This window comes from Mycobacterium sp. 852002-51613_SCH5001154 (genome assembly GCF_001667425.1).
Taxonomy (GTDB): domain Bacteria; phylum Actinomycetota; class Actinomycetes; order Mycobacteriales; family Mycobacteriaceae; genus Mycobacterium.
In genome coordinates, this window is the sequence record NZ_LZII01000008.1 from 89,686 (window position 1) to 109,038 (window position 19,353).

The window sequence follows — 19,353 nt, forward strand, 5'->3', positions numbered from 1 at the left end:
GGCTATTGGCGATGACAGACGCTGATTACGAAACCATCCTGGTCGAGCGTGACGAGCGCGTCGGCACCATAACCCTGAACAGGCCGAAAGCGCTCAACGCGCTCAACACCCAGGTGATGAACGAAGTGACCAGGGCGGCAACGGAATTCGACAACGATCCCGGCATCGGAGCGATCATCATCACGGGTTCGGCCAAGGCGTTCGCGGCCGGTGCCGACATCAAAGAGATGGCCGCCCTGACGTACGCCGAGGCGTTCGACGCCGACTTCTTTGGCCCCTGGGCCAAACTGGCGGCCGTGCGCACCCCGACCATCGCCGCGGTGGCGGGGCACGCGCTCGGCGGTGGCTGCGAGCTGGCCATGATGTGCGATGTGCTGATCGCCGCCGACACAGCCAAGTTCGGCCAGCCGGAGATCAAACTCGGTGTGCTGCCCGGCATGGGCGGCTCCCAGCGCCTCACCCGCGCCATCGGCAAGGCCAAGGCCATGGACCTCATTCTGACCGGGCGCACCATCGACGCCGCCGAAGCCGAACGCAGCGGCCTGGTTTCGCGAGTGGTGCCCGCCGATGATCTGCTGGCCGAGGCCAAGGCCGTCGCCACCACGATCTCCCAAATGTCACGATCGGCGGCCCGGATGGCCAAGGAGGCCGTCAACCGGGCGTTCGAATCCACGCTGTCCGAAGGGCTGCTCTACGAACGTCGCCTCTTCCACTCCACCTTCGCGACGGAGGACCAGTCCGAGGGCATGACGGCGTTCATCGAGAAGCGCGCGCCCAACTTCACCCACCGGTAGGCATGCGATGACCGAGCCGGGCACAGCGACGAACACCGAAGCCGGCGGCAACGCGACGGTCGTCACCGAGGAAGGCGCGCGTCCGGATACCCGGCCGCAGACTCGCGAGCCGCGGTCACCCAAAAAGCCTTGGTGGGTAAGGCATTACACCTTCACCGGCACCACGGTGGGCCTCATCTTCATCTGGTTCTCCATGACGCCGTCCCTGCTGCCGCGCGGTGCGTTGTTTCAGGGGCTGGTCAGCGGCATCTCCGGCGCCATCGGCTACGGGCTGGGCGTCTTCGCCGTGTGGCTGGTCCGCTACATGCGCGCCAAGGATCACAGTCCACCGCCGCCGCGCTGGGCGTGGAAGGTGCTGATTCCGATCGGTGCGCTCGGCATGGTGCTGATGGCCATCTGGTTCCACGTGTGGCAGGACAACGTGCGCGACCTCATGGGCGTACAGCACCTGAAGTGGTACGACTACCCGGTGGCCGCGGGCCTTTCGCTGGTGGTGCTGTTCACCCTCGTCGAAATCGGTCAGTTCATCCGTTGGCTGGTCAGGTTCCTGGTCGGCCAGGTCGACCGCATCGCGCCGTTTCGGTTGTCGGCGACCATCGTGGTGGCGCTGCTGTTGGTGCTCACCATCACCTTGCTCAACGGTGTCGTGCTCAAGTCCGCGATGCGGACCATGAACAACACCTTCGCCTCGGCGAACAACGAGATGAATCCTGACACTGCGCCGCCGAAGACGCCGTTGCGGTCCGGCGGTCCCGAGTCACTGGTGTCGTGGGAATCCCTTGGGCACCAAGGTCGCATCTTCGTGGAAGCCGGCCCGAGGGTTGACCAGCTGGCCGCCTTTAACGGCGCTCCGGCAACCGAGCCGATCCGGGCCTATGCCGGGCTGAACTCCGCGGACGGCATCACGGCGACCGCCGAGCTGGCGGCGCGCGAGCTGCAGCGCACCGGCGGGCTGCAACGCGCCGTCGTCGCCGTCGCGACCACCACCGGCACCGGCTGGATCAACGAGGCGGAAGCCGACGCGCTCGAGTACATGTACAACGGCAACACCGCGATCGTCAGCATGCAGTACTCGTTCCTACCGAGCTGGCTGTCGTTTTTGGTGGACAAGGAGAACGCCCGCCACGCCGGGCAGGCACTGTTCGAGGCCGTCGACCGGTTGATCCGCCAGATGCCCGAAGCGCAACGCCCCAAGCTCGTCGTGTTCGGCGAGAGTCTGGGATCGTTCGGCGGCGAGGCGCCGTTCATGAGCCTGAACAACGTCCTCGCCCGCACCGACGGCGCCTTGTTCAGCGGACCTACATTCCAGAACACCATCTGGACCGACCTGACGTCGACGCGGGACGCCGGTTCCCCGGAGTGGTTGCCCATCTACAACGACGGCAAAAACGTCCGGTTTGTCGCTCGCCCAAACGATTTGGGGCGCCCGAATTCCGCATGGGACCACCCCCGGGTGGTCTATCTGCAACACGCCTCGGATCCGATCGCCTGGTGGTCCCCCGACCTGCTGTTCAGCAAACCGGACTGGCTGCGGGAGCGGCGGGGTTACGACGTGCTGCCCGAGACCCGCTGGATCCCGGTGGTGACGTTCCTGCAGGTCACGGCGGACATGGCCGTCGCGGTCGACGTCCCCGAGGGCCATGGCCACCACTACGTCGCCGACGCGGCCGACGGCTGGGCCGCCGTGCTGTCACCGCCGGGTTGGACGCCGGAAAAGACCAACAAGCTACGGCCACTGCTTCATTCGGATGCCTCCTCCACCGGGTAGCTAGAGCCAGCGGCGACCGGGGTTGCCGGAGCTGGCGAGCACTCCCGGGCCGGCGTCGTGCGAGCCGGCGCCGGAAAGTTGTTCCAGCACACCGGCACCCGCGAGCGCGTGATAGCCGCCGATGACGTCGGTGGCGCGATGCAGGCCGATGTCCAGCAGCGCGGCGGCCGCGAGGCTGGAGGTGTAGCCCTCCGAGCACACGATCACCCATTCGACGTCGTCGCCGACGGCCTCGGGCAGCTTGGCCTCGCTGGTCGGATCGCAGCGCCACTCCAACACGTTGCGTTCGATCACCAGCGCGCCGGGGATCGCACCCTCGCGGAAGCGCTGCGCCTGCGGCCGGATGTCGACGAGCACCGCCCCGCGCCGCAGCGCATCGGGCACCTCGGCGGCGGGAAGGCGACGGTAGCGGCGCCGGGCGGATCTCAACACGACATCGATGCGGCTCATCACGGTCCTTCCGGTTGGTCGGTCAGTTCGGTGCGCTGGCGGCGCAACCGATTTCGGCCGGTGACCTCGTAGTAGGACATCGCGGTCAGCGGCGGCGAGTAAGCGTGCACGCTGAGCGAAGGCGTCACCGGCTCTCGGACGGTGCCCGACAGGCCCGAGACCGGCACCGTCACGGGTCGCGGCGCCCACACCACGTCATGCACCCAGCCCAGCGGAAACCCGGCCTGATCGCCCGCGTCGAGCCGGCGACGCCGCAGGGCCCGGCCGTCCCAACGAAATTCGTTGAGCGACCCGGACAGGACCGTCAGCGCGCCCAGGGACCCACCGTGGTCGTGCAGTTCGGTGTGATGACCGGGAACCCAGCTGATTAGCCAGACGTCCAGCTCCTCGTCACCGTGGATGCGGGTGAACCAGCGGCGCGACTCGGGTATTCCGCCCGGCGGCAGCAGGTGGTCGCAGCGTCCGCTCAGCACGTCGTCGGCGGCCTGGTCGGTGGCTTGCAGGAGGTCGGGAACCCGCAGGCGGGTCGGTCCCGACGATGGGGACGAAACGGTGCGCGGGCGCAACGCAGCCGGAGCGGCAAGAGGCAAAGACATGGTGGAGCTCCACAAAGAAGGATCGGACAGGCGGCGGCGTGTTACGGCCGACAACACTCGCAAAATCCGAAGCGCTCCATCACGGCCGCCAGTGTTGCATAGATTGAGAGGGTGCGCTGGTGCGGTCAACGGCCCCGACTGTGGGGCACGCTCCTCGTGGCGGCCGGATTATTGGCGGCTACGGGATGCTCGCCTGACGCCCCGAGCGGTAAGCCCGCGTCCTCATCTGCGCGGCCGGCGGACCTACCGGGCCGCCCCGCTGCGGCGCCGCCGGGCGCCATCGGTATGTCGCCGGCGGGCGTGACGACCAGGGTCGACGTGCCCGCGAATTCGACCGAGGAAGAGTATTACCAGGCCTGTCACGCCGCAAAACTGTGGATGGACGCCCAGCCCAAGACCGGTCAGCCGCTGCTCGAGCCCTATCTGGCGATGGTCCAGGCCGCCCCGTCGGGCACCGCGGGCAGCTGGAATGCCCGCTGGGCGGATCTGACGCCGGCCCGGCAGGCGGCCGTGATCACCGCCGCGCGCGCCGCCGCCGGCGACGAATGCGGCTAGCGCTTTCGAACTGCTGCGCGATTGAACTCACGGGTAGAGAAAGTGCCAACCCGGCCGGTGCAATACCGCTCCGCCGCGCAAAATGAAGAGATGCCGGACGGACCTGGCGGAGTCATCGCGCGCCGATCGTCACCGACGCGCGTCGCGTTGGCGCTGGGCAGCGGCGGGGCCCGCGGCTACGCCCACATCGGGGTGATCGACGCGCTGCGCGCCCGTGACTACGAGATCGTGGGGATCGCGGGCTCGTCGATGGGCGCGCTGGTCGGCGGTTTGGAGGCGGCCGGTCGTCGCGACGAGTTCGCCGACTGGGCGAAGTCCCTGACGCAGCGCACCATTCTGCGCCTGCTGGACTTCTCGATCAGCGCGGCCGGGGTGATGCGGGCCGAGAAAATCCTGGACGCGGTGCGCGACATCCTCGGCCCCCTCGACATCGAGCAGCTGCCCATCCCCTTCACCGCGGTGGCAACGGACTTGTTGACCGGCAAGTCGGTGTGGTTCCAGCGCGGTCCGATCGACGCGGCGATCCGTGCCTCCATCGCCATACCGGGCGTGATCGCGCCACACGAGGTCGACGGGCGGCTGTTGGCCGACGGGGGCATCCTGGACCCGCTGCCGATGGCCCCGCTGTCGGCAATCAACGCAGACGTGACCATCGCGGTGAGCCTGTCCGGCAGCGAGGCGATCGCCAACCGCGAGGGCGAGGCCGGGGTGACCGCCGAATGGTTGAACCGCATGGTGCGCAGCACCTCCGCGCTGCTCGACACCTCCGCGGCCCGGTCGCTGCTCGATCGCCCGACCGCGCGCGCCGTCCTGGGCAGATTCGGCGCTTCCCCCGCGGAAGCGGACAGCTGGTCGGACGGTGCGGACGTCGCGGAGCCCGCTGCCGGGGATGACGCGGCCGACGTACTGGCCGACGCCGCACCCGAGATCCCGAAGCTGGGCAGCTTCGAGGTGATGAACCGGACGATCGACATCGCCCAGGCGGCGCTGGCGCGCCATACGCTGGCGGTCTACCCGCCCGACCTGTTGATCGAGGTCCCGCGCTCGGTCTGCCGGGGACTGGAGTTCCACCGGGCGGCCGAGGTGATCGCCGTCGGCCGTGCGCTGGCGGACGAGGCCCTGGACGCCTTCGAGAACGAAAGAAACACGCCACCGCCGCCCGAAAGCTGAAACCCGTACTGCGCGTTACCGTCCCGGCCCGATCAGACGCCCAGGAAGCGCGCGACGCCTCGGGCTTCGCGGCGGCCCTGCTCGCGTCCGGCCAGTGCCGACGCGACGCGACAGGCCGGGTCCAACGGGTTGGGCCCGAAGGCCGCCAGCGAGTCGGCGTCCGCGAACACCGTGAACGTCGCGCCCGTGAAGGCGGAGATCTCCGCGGCCGGCCCGTCGCCGAACGCCGAGGGCGCGTCCACGCCCGAGGGCACCAGCACCACCGCCGTGTCGCAGTCACCGGCCGCGCCGAGGTTGACCGAGCTGGCGACCCCGCCGTCCATGTAGCGCCGGCCCGCGATCGCGACGGGGGGCCACGCCCCAGGGACCGCGCAGCTGGCCGCCACCGCGTCGACGAGGTCGACGCCGGATTCGCGATCGAAAACCACCAATTCGCCGGTGTCCACGTCGATCGCGGTGATCCGCAGCGCCCGATCGGGCCAGTGGTGCGACGGCAGGCGCTGGGCGATCACCTTGAGGCGCACCGGCGGCGGAACGGTTTTCGTCGACAACGCCACAGCCCCGATCCGCTGCATCTGCTGCCGGGTCTTGTTCGACGGGTCCGCACAGGGCTCCGCCAACGCAGCCAGGAACATCTCGGTGATCTCCTCCACGTCGACCCCGGAATCGATCTCGGCCGATGATTCGGCGATCTGCCGGTCGAACAGCACGTCAAGCGTGCTGCCGCTGCCGATCTGCGCGGCCACCACGGAGCCCGCCGAGGTCCCCACCAGCACGTCCGAACCCAGCAACAGCCCGGCCGCTGCCGGCGACACGTCGGCGATGCCGCGCAAAACTCCTGTCTCCCACGCTATTCCCGCTATTCCTCCACCCGCCAGCACAAGCGCTCGTCTGGTTGTCACGCCCACCCACTCTGCCAGGACGACATTGGGCTAGCGGCGGCCACTCGGTAACGCGTGTTGCGATTCCTGCACCCGCGCGCTCAGCTCCTCCCGGCGCAGCAGGTGGGCGGGCGGGTCGGGCAGTATCAGACCGCGGTCGACTTGCAGCGCGGCGTCGACGTGGACCAGCTCACCCGGCTCGAGCAGCCGCCAGCGGGGGTCGTCGTCCATGCGTTCGGTGGCGAACACCACCGACGGGCGCGTGCACAGATGTTCCGACCGGGCGTGAATTCGCTTGGTGCGCAAGTCGAATTCCGGGCCCCGGGCGGGGGCATCGTCGGACCGATCCAAGACGTACAGTTCATGGGTTTCGGGATACCGCAGCGCCCACATGTCGGTCGCCGTGCTCAGTAGCACGTTGACCGCATAGATCGGCACGTTGGCGGCGAGCCATGTCATGGCATCGGTCAGGCCCGCGGTCACGTCACCGTTCAGCGCCCGGATCGAGGCGGTGATCAACGCGAACACCCGCTCGGAATCGGTGTCGCCCAGGACCAGGTCGCCGGTGCCGACTTCGCGCAGCCGTTCGCCGAGAACGTCCAGCCCCTCCAGCACGCCGTTGTGCGCAAAGATCCTGCCGTCCTGCAGGAACGGGTGGGTGTTGCGAACGTCGAGCGCACCGGTCGTGGCGTAACGCACGTGCGCGATGAAGGTGGTGCCGGTCAACTCGTGGGCTTCGGTGGCGAAGGCGGCATCCTCCCAGGCCGCCATGGGTTGCTTGTCCAGCTGCGGCCGGCCACGCTCGTCGAACACCCCCAGACCCGTGCCGTCCGGGTTCCTTCTGCTCTGATCGGCGAGGCTGTCGGGAGCGTCCAACAACCAAAACGTCGCGGTGCAAACGTCAGTCCCGGCGTGCAGCCCGAATAGTCGACACATGGCCTCGACGGTACCCAGTTTCAGTGAGTCAACGCGCCGGCGAGGTCGCCCAGCACTTGGCTCGCGTAGCGCTTCCACAGCATCCCGAAGAGCGGCAGGCCCGGTGCGGACAGGACGGATTTCGGGTAAATGGCCCAGCGCCAGGTGATCTCGGTGCCGCCATCGGCCGGGGTAAAGATCCACTCACCGGTGACCGAGCCGACCAGCAGCGCCATTGGACCGTGGATCTGGGTGAGCCGGTAGCCGAACGATCGTGGCGGGTCGACACTGGTCAGGTCTTCGCGCGCCCTGCCGCCGCCGGCGAGGATGATGGTGCGGCTCTGACCCGCTGCGTCCCAGGCGCCGGTCTGGTCCCGCACCTCCTTGATCGGCGGTATCGGCCCGTACCGGCGGCCGAAGATCTCGGGCAGCGGGATGGGCAGCGTGCCGTGAAACGCCGCGTCGGGCGCGACGGGCACCACGTGCGATTGTTCGACGACAAGCGGCTGGGACATGGGGTTCCTTCCTGCCCTGGGTTATTCGCGGAGACGCGCGCTCAGTCGCGGGCCTCGACCACCCAGTAGCCATGCTCGGCGTAGCGTGCCCGGATGGCCTTCTTGTCGTACTTGCCGACGCTGGTGCGCGGGATCTCCTCGACGAACGCCCACCGCTCGGGCAGCCACCAGCGAACCACCTTCTCCGCGAGGAACTTTCGTAGGTCCTCGGCGCTGACTGTGGTGCCTTCCTTGGCCACCACGACGGCCAGCGGCCGCTCCTGCCACCGCTCGTCGGGCACGCCGACCACCGCGGCCTCTACCACATGCGGATGCCCGATCAAGCTGTTCTCCAACTCGACCGACGAGATCCACTCGCCGCCGGACTTGATGACGTCCTTGGCCCGGTCGGTCAGGGTGACGAAACCCCGCTCGTCGAGCCGTCCGACGTCGCCGGTGCGCAGCCAGCCGGAGTCGAATTTCGAGTCGTCGGCCGTCAGGTAGTACGAGCCGGCGATCCATGGGCCGCGGACTTCCACCTCGCCCACGGCCTCACCGTCGTTGGGCAGCACCTGACCTTCGTCGTCGACGATCCGCATCTCCACGCCGCAGACCGGTTGGCCCTGGGTGGCGCGGAACGCCCAGTGCTGGTCCTCCGGGGTTCCCGGCGGGGGCCACGCCATGGTGGCCATCGGGGAGGTTTCCGTCATGCCCCACAGTTGCCGGATCTCAACGCCGTGGTTTTCCTCGAAGGTGCGCATCAGCGACACCGGAACGGCCGAGCCCCCGCAGACCACCAGCCGCAGCGACGACATGTCGTGGCCCGGTTCTTCCTCCAGGCGGTGCAGGACGTCGTTCCAGATGGTGGGCACCGCTCCCGCCACGGTCGGTCGCCGGTCCTCCACCAGGCGGATCAGCGAGCGCGCGTCGAGATGGCGGTCGGGCAAGACGAGGTCGGCACCGGCCATCAGGGCGGCGTAGGGCAGGCCCCACGCGTTGGCGTGGAACATCGGCACGATCGGCAGCACGCTGTCGACGGAACCCACGCCGATGCCGTTGGTGGTGCAGGCGGCCATGGTGTGCAGGTAGCTCGAACGGTGGCTGTAGACAACACCTTTCGGGTTGCCGGTGGTGCCGCTGGTGTAGCACATCGCGGCCGCGGACTTCTCGTCGATCCGCGGCCAGTCGAACTCGGTCGACTCGCCGGCGAGCACGTCGGCATATCGCAGCACGGTCTTGCCCGACCCCTCGAACGCGGCGGTGTCACCCTCCCCCACCGCGATCACGGTGTGCACGGTCTTGAGGTCGCCCAACACCGGACCGAGCAGCTTGGCCAGCGACATATCGACCAGCACCACTTGGTCTTCGGCCTCGTTGGCGACATAGGCGATCTGCTCGGCGAACAGCCGGATGTTGAGGGTGTGCAGCACGGCGCCCATCGACGGCACCGCCAGATAGGTGGTCAGGTGTTCGGCGTTGTTCCACATGAACGTCGCCACCCGCTGGTCCCCGTTGATGCCGAGGCGGCGCAATCCGTTGGCCAGCCGGGCGACGTCGTGACCCAGTTCGCGGTAGCTGATTTGCCGGTAGCCGTCATCGGTGGCGGTGGTGACCGTGCGCTCCCCGTGCACACCGCAGCCGTGCCGCATGATCGCGGTGATCGTCAACGGAAAGTCCTGCATCGTGCTGTCCATTGAGGTACCGCCTTTGGATCCCGGCGCAGCGTCGCCTGATGTCAATCCTCGAGAAACGGCGTGACCGCATCCCGGGCCGGTGGCGATGAGCCGCCAGCAGCCTCCACCCTAAGCCCGAGTTCGGCGCCGGCGTCAGGCAATCACCCTAGGCGAGTACGGGTTCCCGCTGAGCCAATGCGGGCAGCCGGGTGGTCGACGCCTCAGCCGGTCCCCCGCCCGCGGCGATCGGCACGACGGTGACCACACCGGAATGGCCGGCGATGTAGAGGTACCTGCCGTCGGGGCTCTCGACCACGCAGGATGAGTGGTTCACCGCCCCGATGTCGGCGATGACGTCGTGGGTTCGCGTGCAGACCACGGCAACGCGGTCGTCGCTGACCAAGTAGGCGCGGCGGCCGTCGCGGCTGAGCGCCAAACGGGTGAGCGGGCCGGCGAGCTCGCTGAGCTTGCGGGTTCCGGTGATCTTGCGGGCCCGGGTGTCGATCACGTCGAGCACCGCACCGACGACGGGGCCGCAACTGGCCACAAAGGCCGTGGCGCCGTCGTTGCTCAGCGCGACGTCGCGAATCGGCAAACCCAGCTCGTAGGCGCCGACGACGCGGGATTCGGCGCCGGCCCGGCCGTCGGACTGCGCCCCGGTCTCGATGACGACGAGTTCGCCGCCGGACGGCCCGTTGGTGGCGGCGTAGAGGTGGCGCCCGTCGGTGCTGATGCGCACGCAATCCGCGGTGGTGCCGGGTGTCGCGTCGAGTCCGATCACTTCGAAGTCATCCGTGGTGGTGTCCATGACCGCGACGTCGGCGCCGCGGGCGCCGTTGCGGCTGGCGTAGACGAACCTCCCGTCGGCGCTGACGGTCAGATCGCTCACGCGGTCGGCCAGCGGATGGGTCGCGATCCGCGCGTTCGTGGCGAGGTCGACGACGTCGATGGAGTCATATGAGGACGACGCGGTGCTGATGTAGGCGCGCGGGGAGGCCCCGCCGCTCACGGCGATCGCGAACGGTTCGTCGATGCCCGTGATTGTCTGCACCACCCGACGCGCATCGGCGTCGAGGATCGAGACCGTGTCGCGGCCGTGATTCGCCACCACCAGCCGAGTGCCGTCGGGACTGACGCCGATGTCGCTGATGGGACCGTTTCGCACCGGGATCTGAACCACCGGGGCGTCGTCGAATCCGAACAACCGCTCGTCTCGATCGTCCTGGAAGGCCTTGCGGTCGTTTATACCGCTCACGCTGCACCGCCTTTGCTATGTTGTCGGCGCGGAGGCGGCGTCGCCGGGACTTGCGCGACAATTCGCCTACAGATCCAGAAAGATCTCAGCACCAAAAGGCGCCGACGCGACTGGTTTGGCGAGTCTACCGGCCAAAAATCGCGTCAAATCCCTTTAAATCCCCCGACGTTAGCTACGTCACCCCGCGCACTCAGGTTCTGCTCAGGCTTTCAATTACGCTGTATCGCAGTCGCTTACCCGTAGCGAAACCGATGCAAACGCGCTTCCGGCGGATTTCGCATTCGCCGCTAACGTCACCGGTCAGCGCGGTGGAGTTGTCCAGGTTAAGAAACTCTCAGGGTGCAGGCGCGAAGAGGGAAAGATCACACCGCGTCGGCTAACTGAACTGGGTGCGCGGCCGGGGCAGCGCGTCGCCGTCGACGAAGATGTCCAGCTTTTCGTTGTAAAACGCCACCAGACCGGCGATCTGGGCGACCGCGGGCAGTGGGTAGTGGTACGTCCAGGCCAGGTCCGGATGCAGGACATCACCATCAGGGCGGCCCAACCGCACCGACCAGTAACCCGACGTCACCCCCTTGTACGGACACAGCGTCTGGGTGGAGCTGGGTTCCAGATGCTTGAAGTCGACATCCGTTGGGTCGATGTAATACCTTGTGGGCAAACCTGTTTCGAATAGCAGGACCGGAGAACTGGTGTTGGCCAGCATTATTCCGTCCAGCTCCACCCGAACATGCCGGTGTGAGCGCAGCGCGTCAACCCGCGAATACGGATTGCGTGGGTGGCCGTAGATCGGTTCGTCTTCCTCGAACCAGCGCAACGGATTCCATTCGAATCGCACCGTCCCAGCCACCGGTCCGCCACCGTCGGCGTCGAACACGCGCGCGGCGGACGGGTGGATCTCGCCGGCACCCACTAGGGAGTGCAGCCGCGACGGCCCGAATTGAACCTTCTGCGAATGGTTTTCGTCGCGCAGGAACTCCGCACGGACATCGGCCAGCGGGATGTAGTACTGCGGGTAGTACGGGACCTCCCACACATACAGGGCCGCCGTGGTGTCGAAGACCAGCGCGTCCCCGAGGTAGCCACGCACGCGGCGCGGCGCGGGCTCGACCCGGCCGCGCTCAGCGGCCATCTGCGGATAGTCCCGGTCGGCGGTCACATCCGGTCCTTAGACGCGAGCCCGGCCGGCGCGTGGGCGATCGCCTTGCGGATAGCGTCGGCCAGCGCCAGCGCGCTCTCCTCGGTGAGTTCCAGCGCCACCCGCGCCGACGGCCCGAGTTCGGGGTTGATCACGTCGATGTTGACGGTGTGGCCGTAGGGCGCGTGGACCGGGTGATCGACGTAGACCGTCGCGCGGCTGGCGCCAAACCATCCGGTGGCGCCCTTGCCGCTGCCGTCGATTCCGATGTGTTCGGTGAGATAAGTACACATGGCAGGCGAGACCTAACCTTTCAGCTGGGTGGCGAAAAACTCGTCGATGCGCCGCCAGCCGTCCACGGCCGCCTCCGGTCGGTAGGCGGGCCGATCGACCGAGAAGAACGAGTGTCCCGCGCCCTCGTAGGAGTGGAACTCGTGCGGTTTGTTCAGCCTGGTCAGCTCCTCGTCCAGTGCGGCAACCGCGGGTGGAGCCGGGAAGCGGTCGTCGAGCCCGAACAGGCCGAGTAGCGGGCAGCTCAGGTTCGGCGCCAGCTGCAGGATCGGCTTCATAACCATGGGCATGCCCTCCGGCGGATCCTCGACGATGAACGCGCCGTAGCAGTCCACCACGGCGTCGAAGGGCAGTGAACACGCCGCCAGGTACGCGTGCCGCCCGCCCGAGCAATGCCCGATGACGCCGAACTTCCCGTTAGCCCCAGGCAAGGAACGCAGGTGCTCCACCGCACCCGCCACATCGCCGACCAGTCGCTCGTCGGGCACGCCGCCCGCCGCCCGCGCCGCCGCCGCCGCGTCGTCGGGTGACGCACCGGGGGCCTCGCGTGAATAGAGGTTCGGGGCCACGGTGTGATAACCGCTGACGGCCAGCCTCCGGACGAACTCCTTGGTTTCGCGGTCGTAGCCGGGCATGTGATGGATCCACACGACTCCACCGCGGGACCCCTCGGCGAGCGGCGTGGCCCGGTACGCCTCGATCTCGTCACCGCCGTGGCCGGTGATGGTGATCGTTTCCGCCCGGATGGCGTCTGGACTGAGCGCGTTCATCGCAACTCCTTTGGGGCTCCGTGGTGGCCGCACAACCGGACCCGGCGGCCCACGCGGCCGGTACGGAAACCAACGTATCGGAACACCGGTCGCGCGTTCAGCGCCGTTTGTCGCGCACCTTGTAGGTCGAGGGCCACGACTTGCGGGACTCATCCCCGGTCAACGGGACGCCCATGCCGCCGACCTTCACGTTGTAGGCCTCCTTGCCGGGGCCGACCTCCCGGTTCGCGTGTTCCTGGGCGAGGAAGTACAGCTCGTCGATGGTGGCCTCGTCGTACGCGACGAACGAGGTTTCTCGGGGGACGTCGCCGATGCCGGCCAGCATCCGGTCGGGCAGGAACCGCGACGCGAGCGCCGCCAGGCCCAACAGCGTGAACGGAATGAGCCAGTAACACACGTACGACAACGGGGTCTTGGTGTCCAGGATCGTGGCGTCATCCCGCACCATCGGCGGGATCGCCGACGACACCGTCATGGCCGCCGCCGTCCCCACCCAGACCCAGCTCAGGACGCTGACGAGCCGGCCGAACAGCTCGGTCTTGGCGACGTCGGCGGGTTGTTCCGCGGCTGCGAACGCACGCACGAACGGCTTGCCGGTCAGCGTTCCGACCAGGGCCACCACGAGGAACCCGGCGGCGCTGAGTGGCAGCATCCACCGTTGGGCGAACCACTCGTCCCGCGCGAAACTCAGCCCGGTGAGCACCACAAACACGGCGGCAGAACCGAATTCGAGCGTACGCTCCGGCTTGCCGGCGACGCTCCCGACCACCACCGCGACGGCCGTGATCGCTAGCGCTGCCAACGCCGCGGCAGGGAACGGGACGTTACCGACGAGCACCCAATAAGCGATCCACGGCGCAAGACCAGACAGCATGCCCACGATTGGTCAGTGTATGAGTGGCGGTTCGCCGCACCGTCGGCGGCAGGCCCAAAATTTGGTCCGGGGTCATGACGTGAGCCGTGACGCCAGGGTCTTCTGACGGCAAACGCCGACGACTAACCGGATGCGTTTGTGTTCAGCGCCATCGCCAGAAAGTCGAGACGCCACAGCGACTGGAACAGCGTGCGTCCGAATTCCCTTACCAGGCCGGCGTTTTCCGGGCCGACGTCACCGCGCTGTGCCACAGAATCGATAATCTCCCTGATCGTGCGACGGCCGTCGACCTGCTGAACGAACGGCACTTGAGCCGGGTTCAGCTTCAGCTTCGTGCCGGGCACGTGGATCTCGTCGCCGGACAGCAGGCAGGCCGTCCGCAGTAGCGGAACGTAATCGAGCGCCCCGTCCGTCGAGAAATCGATTGCGTAATGCTCTTTCGGACGTTCCGGGCGGCAGGCGATGAAGAAGTGGGTGGCATTCGCCGGCTGCAGGCGTTCCATCACGGACCAGAGTTTGATGTCGGGCAGTCGGTTCAGCATGGCCTGGAACTGGCTCGCCGGCGCGACGAAGTCGTGCGGGTAGTACGGCGTTTTGTGAAACCAGCCCTGGAACGCCAGTCCGGCGGAGCCGACCAATTCCAGGCAATCCGCAACGGTGTAGGCGCGCTGGCGGCTGTGCAAAAAGGTGTCGACCAACGCGCCGTCGGACAGCAGATCGCGGGCGCCGTTCAGATAGGGGCGAACCGGGTGGTCGGCGGGTAGCACCGCGATCGCCTCTTTGACCAACTGGACCGATGCGTCGTCCTGCTTCAGCCCGAGGTCCTGGAACGCCGATTCGAGCATGTCGACCCCGATCCGGCCGTACTTCGCGTAAAGCATGACTCCGAGTGCCCCGTCAGAGCGCAGGCAGCCGCCAAGCGCTTTGAGCCCGGCCAGTGGGTCCGCCATGTGGTGCAAGACGCCGGTGGACACGATGAGGTCGAAGTCGCGGGACAGCGTCGACACCTCTTCGATGGGAAGCAGATGCAATTCCAGGTTGTCCAGGCCGTGCTTGTCCTTCAGATACTGCTGGTGCTTGAGCGCTGACCGGCTGACGTCGATCGCGACCACCCTGGCGGCGCGGTTCATGAAGGCGAAAACGGCCGCCTGGAAGGTGCCGCAACCCGCGATGAGAATGTCGAGGTCCGGCTTGTACTCCCGGTTGGGCCACAGGACGCGGTGCGCCCAAAAGGGATCGAACCAATCCCAGTGATTTTTGGTCCACGCCGCGAGATCGGTTACCGGGGGCGGATACTCCCACCGATCGTATTGACGGGAGACACCGTCACCCCGCGGATCGTCGGTCACTTCGGCGCGGCTCCTTCGCGGTGGCGGTCGCGACCAACTTACTGTGCCTCGCGTCGTTCGGCTTGCTGACGGCGTGCCTCGGCGTTCACATCAGCGGGGGGCCCGGAACCAGCCAGATCAGCGAACTGTCGATCTGCCCCCGGTACTGCGGACAGTAGGCCGACACGGACAGGCCGACGAAGTAGCTGGATTCCTTCATCGTGAGATCGGTGTCGTGCTTGACCTTCAGCGCCAGAACGCTCGCATTCGCGTTGTTGTCGAATCCCGTGCACACCCGGTGGGCCATCGCGATCGCGGTGTCGCTGTCTCGAACTTCGATCCCGTAATTCACCAGGGACGCGATGAACGCATCATCGACTGGATCTGCTGATGCTGACGCCGAGGAGAACGGCACGGCGGCGAACAGCAGGACAGCACAACTGGCCGACCACTTCCCGAGACGAACGTTCATACCGGCTGCGGTCTCCTTCTGTGGCGGCATCCCGTCGAGAACGATCAATTCGACGTCGACAGGGGTACCTTCGCCTCGCCCACACCCTGCCCGGTCTGCCCGCTTGTCTCCGGCGCGCTTACCTCACGCAAGTTGACGGGTTGCGTACGCCAGCCGGCGTAACCAAGGGCGGCGCTGATCGCGGTATAGACAACGGCCTCCGTCCACATGTATCCGACGCCCCACTTCCTGCCGAGGAAGATGGGCTCGTCGATGATGCCGGTGGATGCGGCGACGGCGTAACCCGCGTGCGCATAGGCGATTCCGGCGAACGCTCCGCAGAAGAATTTGCTCACTTCGCGATTCATGTCCTTGTCCTCTCTCGGTTGCGACGACGCGTGTGATCTCACTGTCGGCCCCTCCCCTGAATGGAGTAGGGGCCAAGGTCCTCCGGCATCGGACCATTCGTCGCTTTCCGGCGTTCTCGAGGAACCGCGCTGAAAATGGACCTATCCGGGTCCGTTGACGATGCGATCGCGGATGGCGGTGGCGGTCGTGAGGTGCGCCTCGGCAGAGTTCATGAACTCGCCCGCGTGGCGGGCCTCGTTCGGATCGTTGTCCTCGACCGCGGCGACGCAGAAGTGGGAGGCGGCGTCGAAGTCGTCGAGGCTGGCTTGCAGCGCGTCGGTGAGTTCTTTGTCCGGGGAGGGCAGATGGGCCTGCAGGAAGCTCGCCGCGTCATGGCCCTCGTGGCAGGCCGCCCCCAGAGCGGCGTTGTCCTTACTACCGATGGCGAAGGTGGCCTTGCCCATGGCGATACCCAGGTCTTGCATGTGGTCCTGAGTCAGTTGGACCCATCCGCGCACGGCCTGGGTGTGAGACGTTGTCGTGGTGGCGCCGCCACCGCTGGCGTGTTTTTGGGGTGAGCAGCCGGCGACGATGAGCACCACCGCGGCGCCCACGATGGCTTGCTTGATCACCGTCGACCTCCTAAGTCCTGTGAACGGTGATCCTTCGCCCCGAGCCCGCCCGCCAGACAGGGCATAAAGGCTCTACCTCGAATAGAGGATGGCCCCGATTCGATCGCCGGATCAGCGGCCGGGCAAACAGGCTGAGGGTGGCGCGCGCGCGTTATCGCGCTGCATGCACTGACCTGCGCGGACGCTGGTGCCCCCAGTCGGACTCGAACCGACACTGGGCGGATTTTAAGTCCGCTGCCTCTGCCAATTGGGCTATGGGGGCTCGGCGGCGAATGTAGCGCGCCGGCGCCGAATCCGGGACATCGCGTCTCGCTCGAAATAACCGAAATTTGCAAGATGCGCTGCGAGAGTGTGTCAGCTAAGATCCGCTCCCCCGAGCCTTAACCACGGCTTTCCTTCGGGTAACAGATGACACCGCTATGTCGTCCGGCAGGACGATGTTAAAACTACCGGCCTGATCGTTAAGAAGCCGTAAACGGCTGTAACCCTGCCCCTTTCGGCCGGGAACGTGGAGTCGGGGGTCGTTAGTGTTACGCCAGCGCACAGGGGCCGTTACGTAAACACTCAGGTCGATCCACCGCATGGGGGTCGACTCGTTCCGAACACTAGGAGCAATAAATGGCATTTCTGACAACACAGACAGAAGAGATGCTAGCTGCCGAGCAGCTGCTGTCGGGGATAAACACCAACCTGGCGGCGCAGAACGCGGGCGCCGCGGCGGCGACCACGGTGATCGCTCCGGCCGCCGCCGACCCGGTGTCGGCCCAGCAGGCGGCGATCTTCTCGGCGTACGGCACCCAGTACCAGGCGATCGCCACCGAGGCGCAGACGCTGCTGGAGAATTACGCGCAGACCCTGGGCATCAGCTCGGGCAGCTACGGCGACACCGAGGCCGTCAACGCGAGCCAGGCCGCGCTGTCGAGCGCCGCTTCTCCGCTCGCGTCCGCCGCGGCGACGCCGTCGAACACCCCGCTCGACTGGCTCGCATATCTCCTCGGTAGCACCGGCAACGGCACCAACCCGAACATGCTCGGCGGGATCTTCGGCCTCTCCGGCAACGGAGCCAACATCGGCAACATCGGCTTCGGCAACTGGGCCTCTGCCGGTTCCGACCTGCTGGGTCTGGCCGGTGGCGGACTGCTGGACACCTCCGCGGCCGACGCCGCCGGATCGGCCGCCGACGCGGCGGGGCTTGCCGATGTCACGACGCCCATGGCCGGTGGTGGCATGGCCGGCATGGGCGCCATGCCGGTGGCCTCCGTGGGGTCCGCGACCATGGTCAACAACCTGTCGGTGCCGCCGAGTTGGGCCGGCGCGGCCACCCCGGTGGCCGGCACCAGCGCCGCACCGCTGCAGACGGTGGGCTGGACCGCCGCCGCGCCGCAGGCCGGCACCGGGACCATCATCCCGGGCATGCCGGGGATGGGCGCGGCTGCGCGAAACAGCGCGGGCTTCGGTGCGCCGCGCTACGGCGTCAAGCCGATCGTCATGCCCAAACCGGCGACCGTCTAGCCCTCCGCCAATCCCTCAAAGTCCTCGAATTGCAAAAGACAACATAAGGAGCGGGAAACACAAATGGTTCTTGACTTTGCAGCAATTCCCCCGGAGATCACCTCCTCTCTCATGTACGCCGGCGCCGGTGCCGGACCGCTGATGGCCGCCGCGGCCTCATACGCCAATTTGGCCGCCGAGGTGAGCGCCACGGCAACCCAGTGGGAGTCGATCGTCTCGTTGCTCACCACCGAAAACTGGACCGGCGGCGGATCGGCGGCGGCGGCCGCCGCGGCCCAGCCGATCATCGCCTACCTGACCGAGACGGCAACGACGCTCGAGCAGGCCAGCGCGCAGGCCACGGCTTCCGCGGCCGCTTACGAGGCCGCGTTTGCGGCGACGGTCCCCCCGCCGGTGATCGCAGCCAACCGGACGTTGCTGGCGACACTCGTCGCGACCAACTTCCTTGGGGTCAATTCGGCCGCGATCGCCGCGACCGAAGCGCAGTACGCCGCGATGTGGGCACAGGACGCCGCCATGATGGCCGCCTACCAGGCTGCCTCCGCGGCGGCGGGGGTGCTGACTCCAGTGACTCCGCTGGCTTCGACCACCAACCCTGCGGCCGCCGCGGCCGCGGACAGCACCGCCCTCGCCGCTGACTCGACCGGCGGCACGGTGCAGGCGCTCGCTCCCGCCGCCAACGCGGCGGCCTTGGCCGCCCCCACCTTGCCTTTCACGACCGACGGCTTGCTGTCCTCGATCGACAACTTCATCGGTACGCCGTCGGTCTTCAACGGCATCAACGGCGCCGTCAACACCGCAGCATGGTGGGTCTGCAACACCATCCCGACGGCGGTCTCCCTGGGGCACACCCTCGGCTCCGTGCCGTCGATCCCATTCGCCCTCACCGATTCCGTCACGCCGCTCGCCGGCGGGATGGTGCAGGGCACCATGGTGGGCTCGGTGTCGGGCGCGGGAGCGTCGGCCGCCCTGGGCGAGGCCTCCGCGGTCGGCGGACTGTCGGTGCCGGCCGGCTGGAACGCGGCCGCCCCCGCGTCGTTGGCTTCCTCCACCGCCCCCCTCGAGGGCTCGGGGTGGACGGCGGCGGCCGAGGCCGAGCCGGTCACCGCGATGCCCGGCATGCCGGGGATGGCCGCCGCGGCCAAGGGCGCCGGTGCCTACGGCTCCGGACCGCGGTACGGCTTCAAGCCGATCGTTATGCCCAAGCAAGTTGTCGTCTGATGTCGGGATTACCGGTACGGGAAATTAGGGGGTACATGTCACCCGTTTGAGGCGATCAGTTAACCGGTAGGCCGTAATCTGTCCATAACGCGGCCACCACCGCATCAATTAGAACTGTTAAGACTTCGACATTGAAGGCTTGAAGGAAAAGGAGAAAGCAACATGGCAACACGTTTTATGACTGACCCGCACGAAATGCGGGCGATGGCGGGCCGCTTCGAGGTGCACGCCCAGACG

Annotated in this window: 21 protein-coding genes, 1 tRNA gene and 1 pseudogene; 7 read left to right on the plus strand and 16 right to left on the minus strand. The window is 67.3% G+C overall.

Features of this window, described 5'->3' with window-relative positions:
• Positions 1 to 11 precede the first annotated feature (11 nt).
• On the plus strand, positions 12 to 794 hold the full coding sequence (locus A5750_RS03810) for an enoyl-CoA hydratase (RefSeq protein WP_066948197.1): 783 nt from the start codon (positions 12 to 14) through the stop codon (positions 792 to 794).
• A 7-nt stretch (positions 795 to 801) separates the two neighbouring features.
• A complete protein-coding gene (locus tag A5750_RS03815; protein ID WP_066948201.1) occupies positions 802 to 2,562 on the plus strand; it encodes an alpha/beta-hydrolase family protein in 1,761 nt (586 codons plus the stop codon).
• On the opposite strand, the gene A5750_RS03820 is transcribed toward A5750_RS03815, so the two are convergent.
• Both A5750_RS03820 and A5750_RS03825 read right to left on the minus strand, forming a co-directional pair.
• On the minus strand, positions 2,563 to 3,012 hold the full coding sequence (locus A5750_RS03820) for a rhodanese-like domain-containing protein (RefSeq protein ID WP_066948205.1): 450 nt from the start codon (positions 3,010 to 3,012) through the stop codon (positions 2,563 to 2,565).
• Entirely contained in the window at positions 3,012 to 3,608 is a 597-nt protein-coding gene (locus A5750_RS03825; RefSeq protein WP_066948209.1) for a cysteine dioxygenase, read from the minus strand. Before A5750_RS03825 ends, A5750_RS03820 begins: the two co-directional genes overlap by 1 nt.
• Before the next feature lie 111 nt (positions 3,609 to 3,719).
• Between A5750_RS03825 and A5750_RS03830 the strand changes: the two genes are divergently transcribed.
• Together A5750_RS03830 and A5750_RS03835 are read left to right on the plus strand one after the other, a co-directional pair.
• On the plus strand, positions 3,720 to 4,163 hold the full coding sequence (locus A5750_RS03830) for a lipoprotein LpqV (protein WP_066948212.1): 444 nt from the start codon (positions 3,720 to 3,722) through the stop codon (positions 4,161 to 4,163).
• A gap of 90 nt (positions 4,164 to 4,253) precedes the next feature.
• Positions 4,254 to 5,333 (plus strand): patatin-like phospholipase family protein, encoded by a 1,080-nt coding sequence (locus A5750_RS03835; RefSeq protein WP_066948283.1) that lies wholly within the window; start codon positions 4,254 to 4,256, stop codon positions 5,331 to 5,333.
• A gap of 32 nt (positions 5,334 to 5,365) precedes the next feature.
• On the opposite strand, the gene A5750_RS03840 is transcribed toward A5750_RS03835, so the two are convergent.
• From A5750_RS03840 to A5750_RS03905, 14 genes are all read right to left on the minus strand, one after another.
• The gene (locus tag A5750_RS03840) at positions 5,366 to 6,235 is read right to left on the minus strand and encodes a patatin-like phospholipase family protein (protein ID WP_067261279.1); all 870 of its coding nucleotides are present in this window, start codon (positions 6,233 to 6,235) and stop codon (positions 5,366 to 5,368) included.
• Between the two features lie 30 nt (positions 6,236 to 6,265).
• Complete coding sequence (locus A5750_RS03845) at positions 6,266 to 7,150, minus strand: class II glutamine amidotransferase (RefSeq protein ID WP_066948215.1); 885 nt, start codon at positions 7,148 to 7,150, stop codon at positions 6,266 to 6,268.
• A gap of 20 nt (positions 7,151 to 7,170) precedes the next feature.
• Positions 7,171 to 7,644 carry an SRPBCC family protein gene (locus tag A5750_RS03850; protein ID WP_067261260.1) on the minus strand — a complete coding sequence of 158 codons (474 nt, stop codon included), beginning with the start codon at positions 7,642 to 7,644 and terminating at the stop codon, positions 7,171 to 7,173.
• A gap of 41 nt (positions 7,645 to 7,685) precedes the next feature.
• Positions 7,686 to 9,317: a long-chain fatty acid--CoA ligase gene (locus A5750_RS03855; protein WP_067261262.1), complete on the minus strand. Its 1,632-nt coding sequence runs from the start codon at positions 9,315 to 9,317 to the stop codon at positions 7,686 to 7,688.
• 145 nt (positions 9,318 to 9,462) lie between these two features.
• Positions 9,463 to 10,551, minus strand: coding sequence for a YncE family protein (locus A5750_RS03860; RefSeq protein WP_067261264.1), 1,089 nt, complete (start codon positions 10,549 to 10,551; stop codon positions 9,463 to 9,465).
• Positions 10,552 to 10,927: 376 nt separating this feature from the next.
• A complete protein-coding gene (locus A5750_RS03865; protein WP_082948392.1) occupies positions 10,928 to 11,683 on the minus strand; it encodes a DUF427 domain-containing protein in 756 nt (251 codons plus the stop codon).
• 23 nt (positions 11,684 to 11,706) lie between these two features.
• Entirely contained in the window at positions 11,707 to 11,982 is a 276-nt protein-coding gene (locus tag A5750_RS03870; protein ID WP_067261268.1) for a DUF6295 family protein, read from the minus strand.
• 12 nt (positions 11,983 to 11,994) lie between these two features.
• Positions 11,995 to 12,750: a dienelactone hydrolase family protein gene (locus tag A5750_RS03875; protein WP_067261271.1), complete on the minus strand. Its 756-nt coding sequence runs from the start codon at positions 12,748 to 12,750 to the stop codon at positions 11,995 to 11,997.
• A 97-nt stretch (positions 12,751 to 12,847) separates the two neighbouring features.
• Entirely contained in the window at positions 12,848 to 13,630 is a 783-nt protein-coding gene (locus A5750_RS03880) for a hypothetical protein (protein ID WP_067261273.1), read from the minus strand.
• A gap of 116 nt (positions 13,631 to 13,746) precedes the next feature.
• On the minus strand, positions 13,747 to 14,973 hold the full coding sequence (locus A5750_RS03885) for a methyltransferase (protein ID WP_067261275.1): 1,227 nt from the start codon (positions 14,971 to 14,973) through the stop codon (positions 13,747 to 13,749).
• 85 nt (positions 14,974 to 15,058) lie between these two features.
• On the minus strand, positions 15,059 to 15,424 hold the full coding sequence (locus A5750_RS03890) for a DUF732 domain-containing protein (RefSeq protein WP_066948289.1): 366 nt from the start codon (positions 15,422 to 15,424) through the stop codon (positions 15,059 to 15,061).
• A gap of 44 nt (positions 15,425 to 15,468) precedes the next feature.
• A complete protein-coding gene (locus tag A5750_RS03895) occupies positions 15,469 to 15,771 on the minus strand; it encodes a hypothetical protein (protein ID WP_066948243.1) in 303 nt (100 codons plus the stop codon).
• Positions 15,772 to 15,912: 141 nt separating this feature from the next.
• Positions 15,913 to 16,383 carry a hypothetical protein gene (locus A5750_RS03900; protein WP_066948246.1) on the minus strand — a complete coding sequence of 157 codons (471 nt, stop codon included), beginning with the start codon at positions 16,381 to 16,383 and terminating at the stop codon, positions 15,913 to 15,915.
• 185 nt (positions 16,384 to 16,568) lie between these two features.
• A tRNA-Leu gene (locus A5750_RS03905) sits at positions 16,569 to 16,645 on the minus strand.
• Positions 16,646 to 17,001: 356 nt separating this feature from the next.
• Between A5750_RS03905 and A5750_RS03910 the strand changes: the two genes are divergently transcribed.
• The 3 genes and pseudogenes from A5750_RS03910 to A5750_RS25125 all read left to right on the plus strand — a co-directional run.
• Positions 17,002 to 17,895: a PE domain-containing protein gene (locus A5750_RS03910; protein WP_066948249.1), complete on the plus strand. Its 894-nt coding sequence runs from the start codon at positions 17,002 to 17,004 to the stop codon at positions 17,893 to 17,895.
• 63 nt (positions 17,896 to 17,958) lie between these two features.
• Positions 17,959 to 19,116: a PPE family protein gene (locus A5750_RS03915; protein WP_066948252.1), complete on the plus strand. Its 1,158-nt coding sequence runs from the start codon at positions 17,959 to 17,961 to the stop codon at positions 19,114 to 19,116.
• A 162-nt stretch (positions 19,117 to 19,278) separates the two neighbouring features.
• Positions 19,279 to 19,353, plus strand: a pseudogene (locus A5750_RS25125) (WXG100 family type VII secretion target); the annotation flags it as partial.

Excerpts from the sequence above, each read along its gene's own strand:
- A5750_RS03810 (WP_066948197.1), top strand. The coding sequence starts at position 12 with ATGACAGACGCTGATTACGAAACCATCCTGGTCGAGCGTGACGAGCGC.
- A5750_RS03815 (WP_066948201.1), top strand. The coding sequence starts at position 802 with ATGACCGAGCCGGGCACAGCGACGAACACCGAAGCCGGCGGCAACGCG.
- A5750_RS03820 (WP_066948205.1), bottom strand. The coding sequence starts at position 3,012 with ATGAGCCGCATCGATGTCGTGTTGAGATCCGCCCGGCGCCGCTACCGT.
- A5750_RS03825 (WP_066948209.1), bottom strand. The coding sequence starts at position 3,608 with ATGTCTTTGCCTCTTGCCGCTCCGGCTGCGTTGCGCCCGCGCACCGTT.
- A5750_RS03835 (WP_066948283.1), top strand. The coding sequence starts at position 4,254 with ATGCCGGACGGACCTGGCGGAGTCATCGCGCGCCGATCGTCACCGACG.
- A5750_RS03845 (WP_066948215.1), bottom strand. The coding sequence starts at position 7,150 with ATGTGTCGACTATTCGGGCTGCACGCCGGGACTGACGTTTGCACCGCG.
- A5750_RS03850 (WP_067261260.1), bottom strand. The coding sequence starts at position 7,644 with ATGTCCCAGCCGCTTGTCGTCGAACAATCGCACGTGGTGCCCGTCGCG.
- A5750_RS03855 (WP_067261262.1), bottom strand. The coding sequence starts at position 9,317 with ATGGACAGCACGATGCAGGACTTTCCGTTGACGATCACCGCGATCATG.
- A5750_RS03865 (WP_082948392.1), bottom strand. The coding sequence starts at position 11,683 with ATGGCCGCTGAGCGCGGCCGGGTCGAGCCCGCGCCGCGCCGCGTGCGT.
- A5750_RS03870 (WP_067261268.1), bottom strand. The coding sequence starts at position 11,982 with ATGTGTACTTATCTCACCGAACACATCGGAATCGACGGCAGCGGCAAG.
- A5750_RS03875 (WP_067261271.1), bottom strand. The coding sequence starts at position 12,750 with ATGAACGCGCTCAGTCCAGACGCCATCCGGGCGGAAACGATCACCATC.
- A5750_RS03890 (WP_066948289.1), bottom strand. The coding sequence starts at position 15,424 with ATGAACGTTCGTCTCGGGAAGTGGTCGGCCAGTTGTGCTGTCCTGCTG.
- A5750_RS03895 (WP_066948243.1), bottom strand. The coding sequence starts at position 15,771 with ATGAATCGCGAAGTGAGCAAATTCTTCTGCGGAGCGTTCGCCGGAATC.
- A5750_RS03910 (WP_066948249.1), top strand. The coding sequence starts at position 17,002 with ATGGCATTTCTGACAACACAGACAGAAGAGATGCTAGCTGCCGAGCAG.
- A5750_RS03915 (WP_066948252.1), top strand. The coding sequence starts at position 17,959 with ATGGTTCTTGACTTTGCAGCAATTCCCCCGGAGATCACCTCCTCTCTC.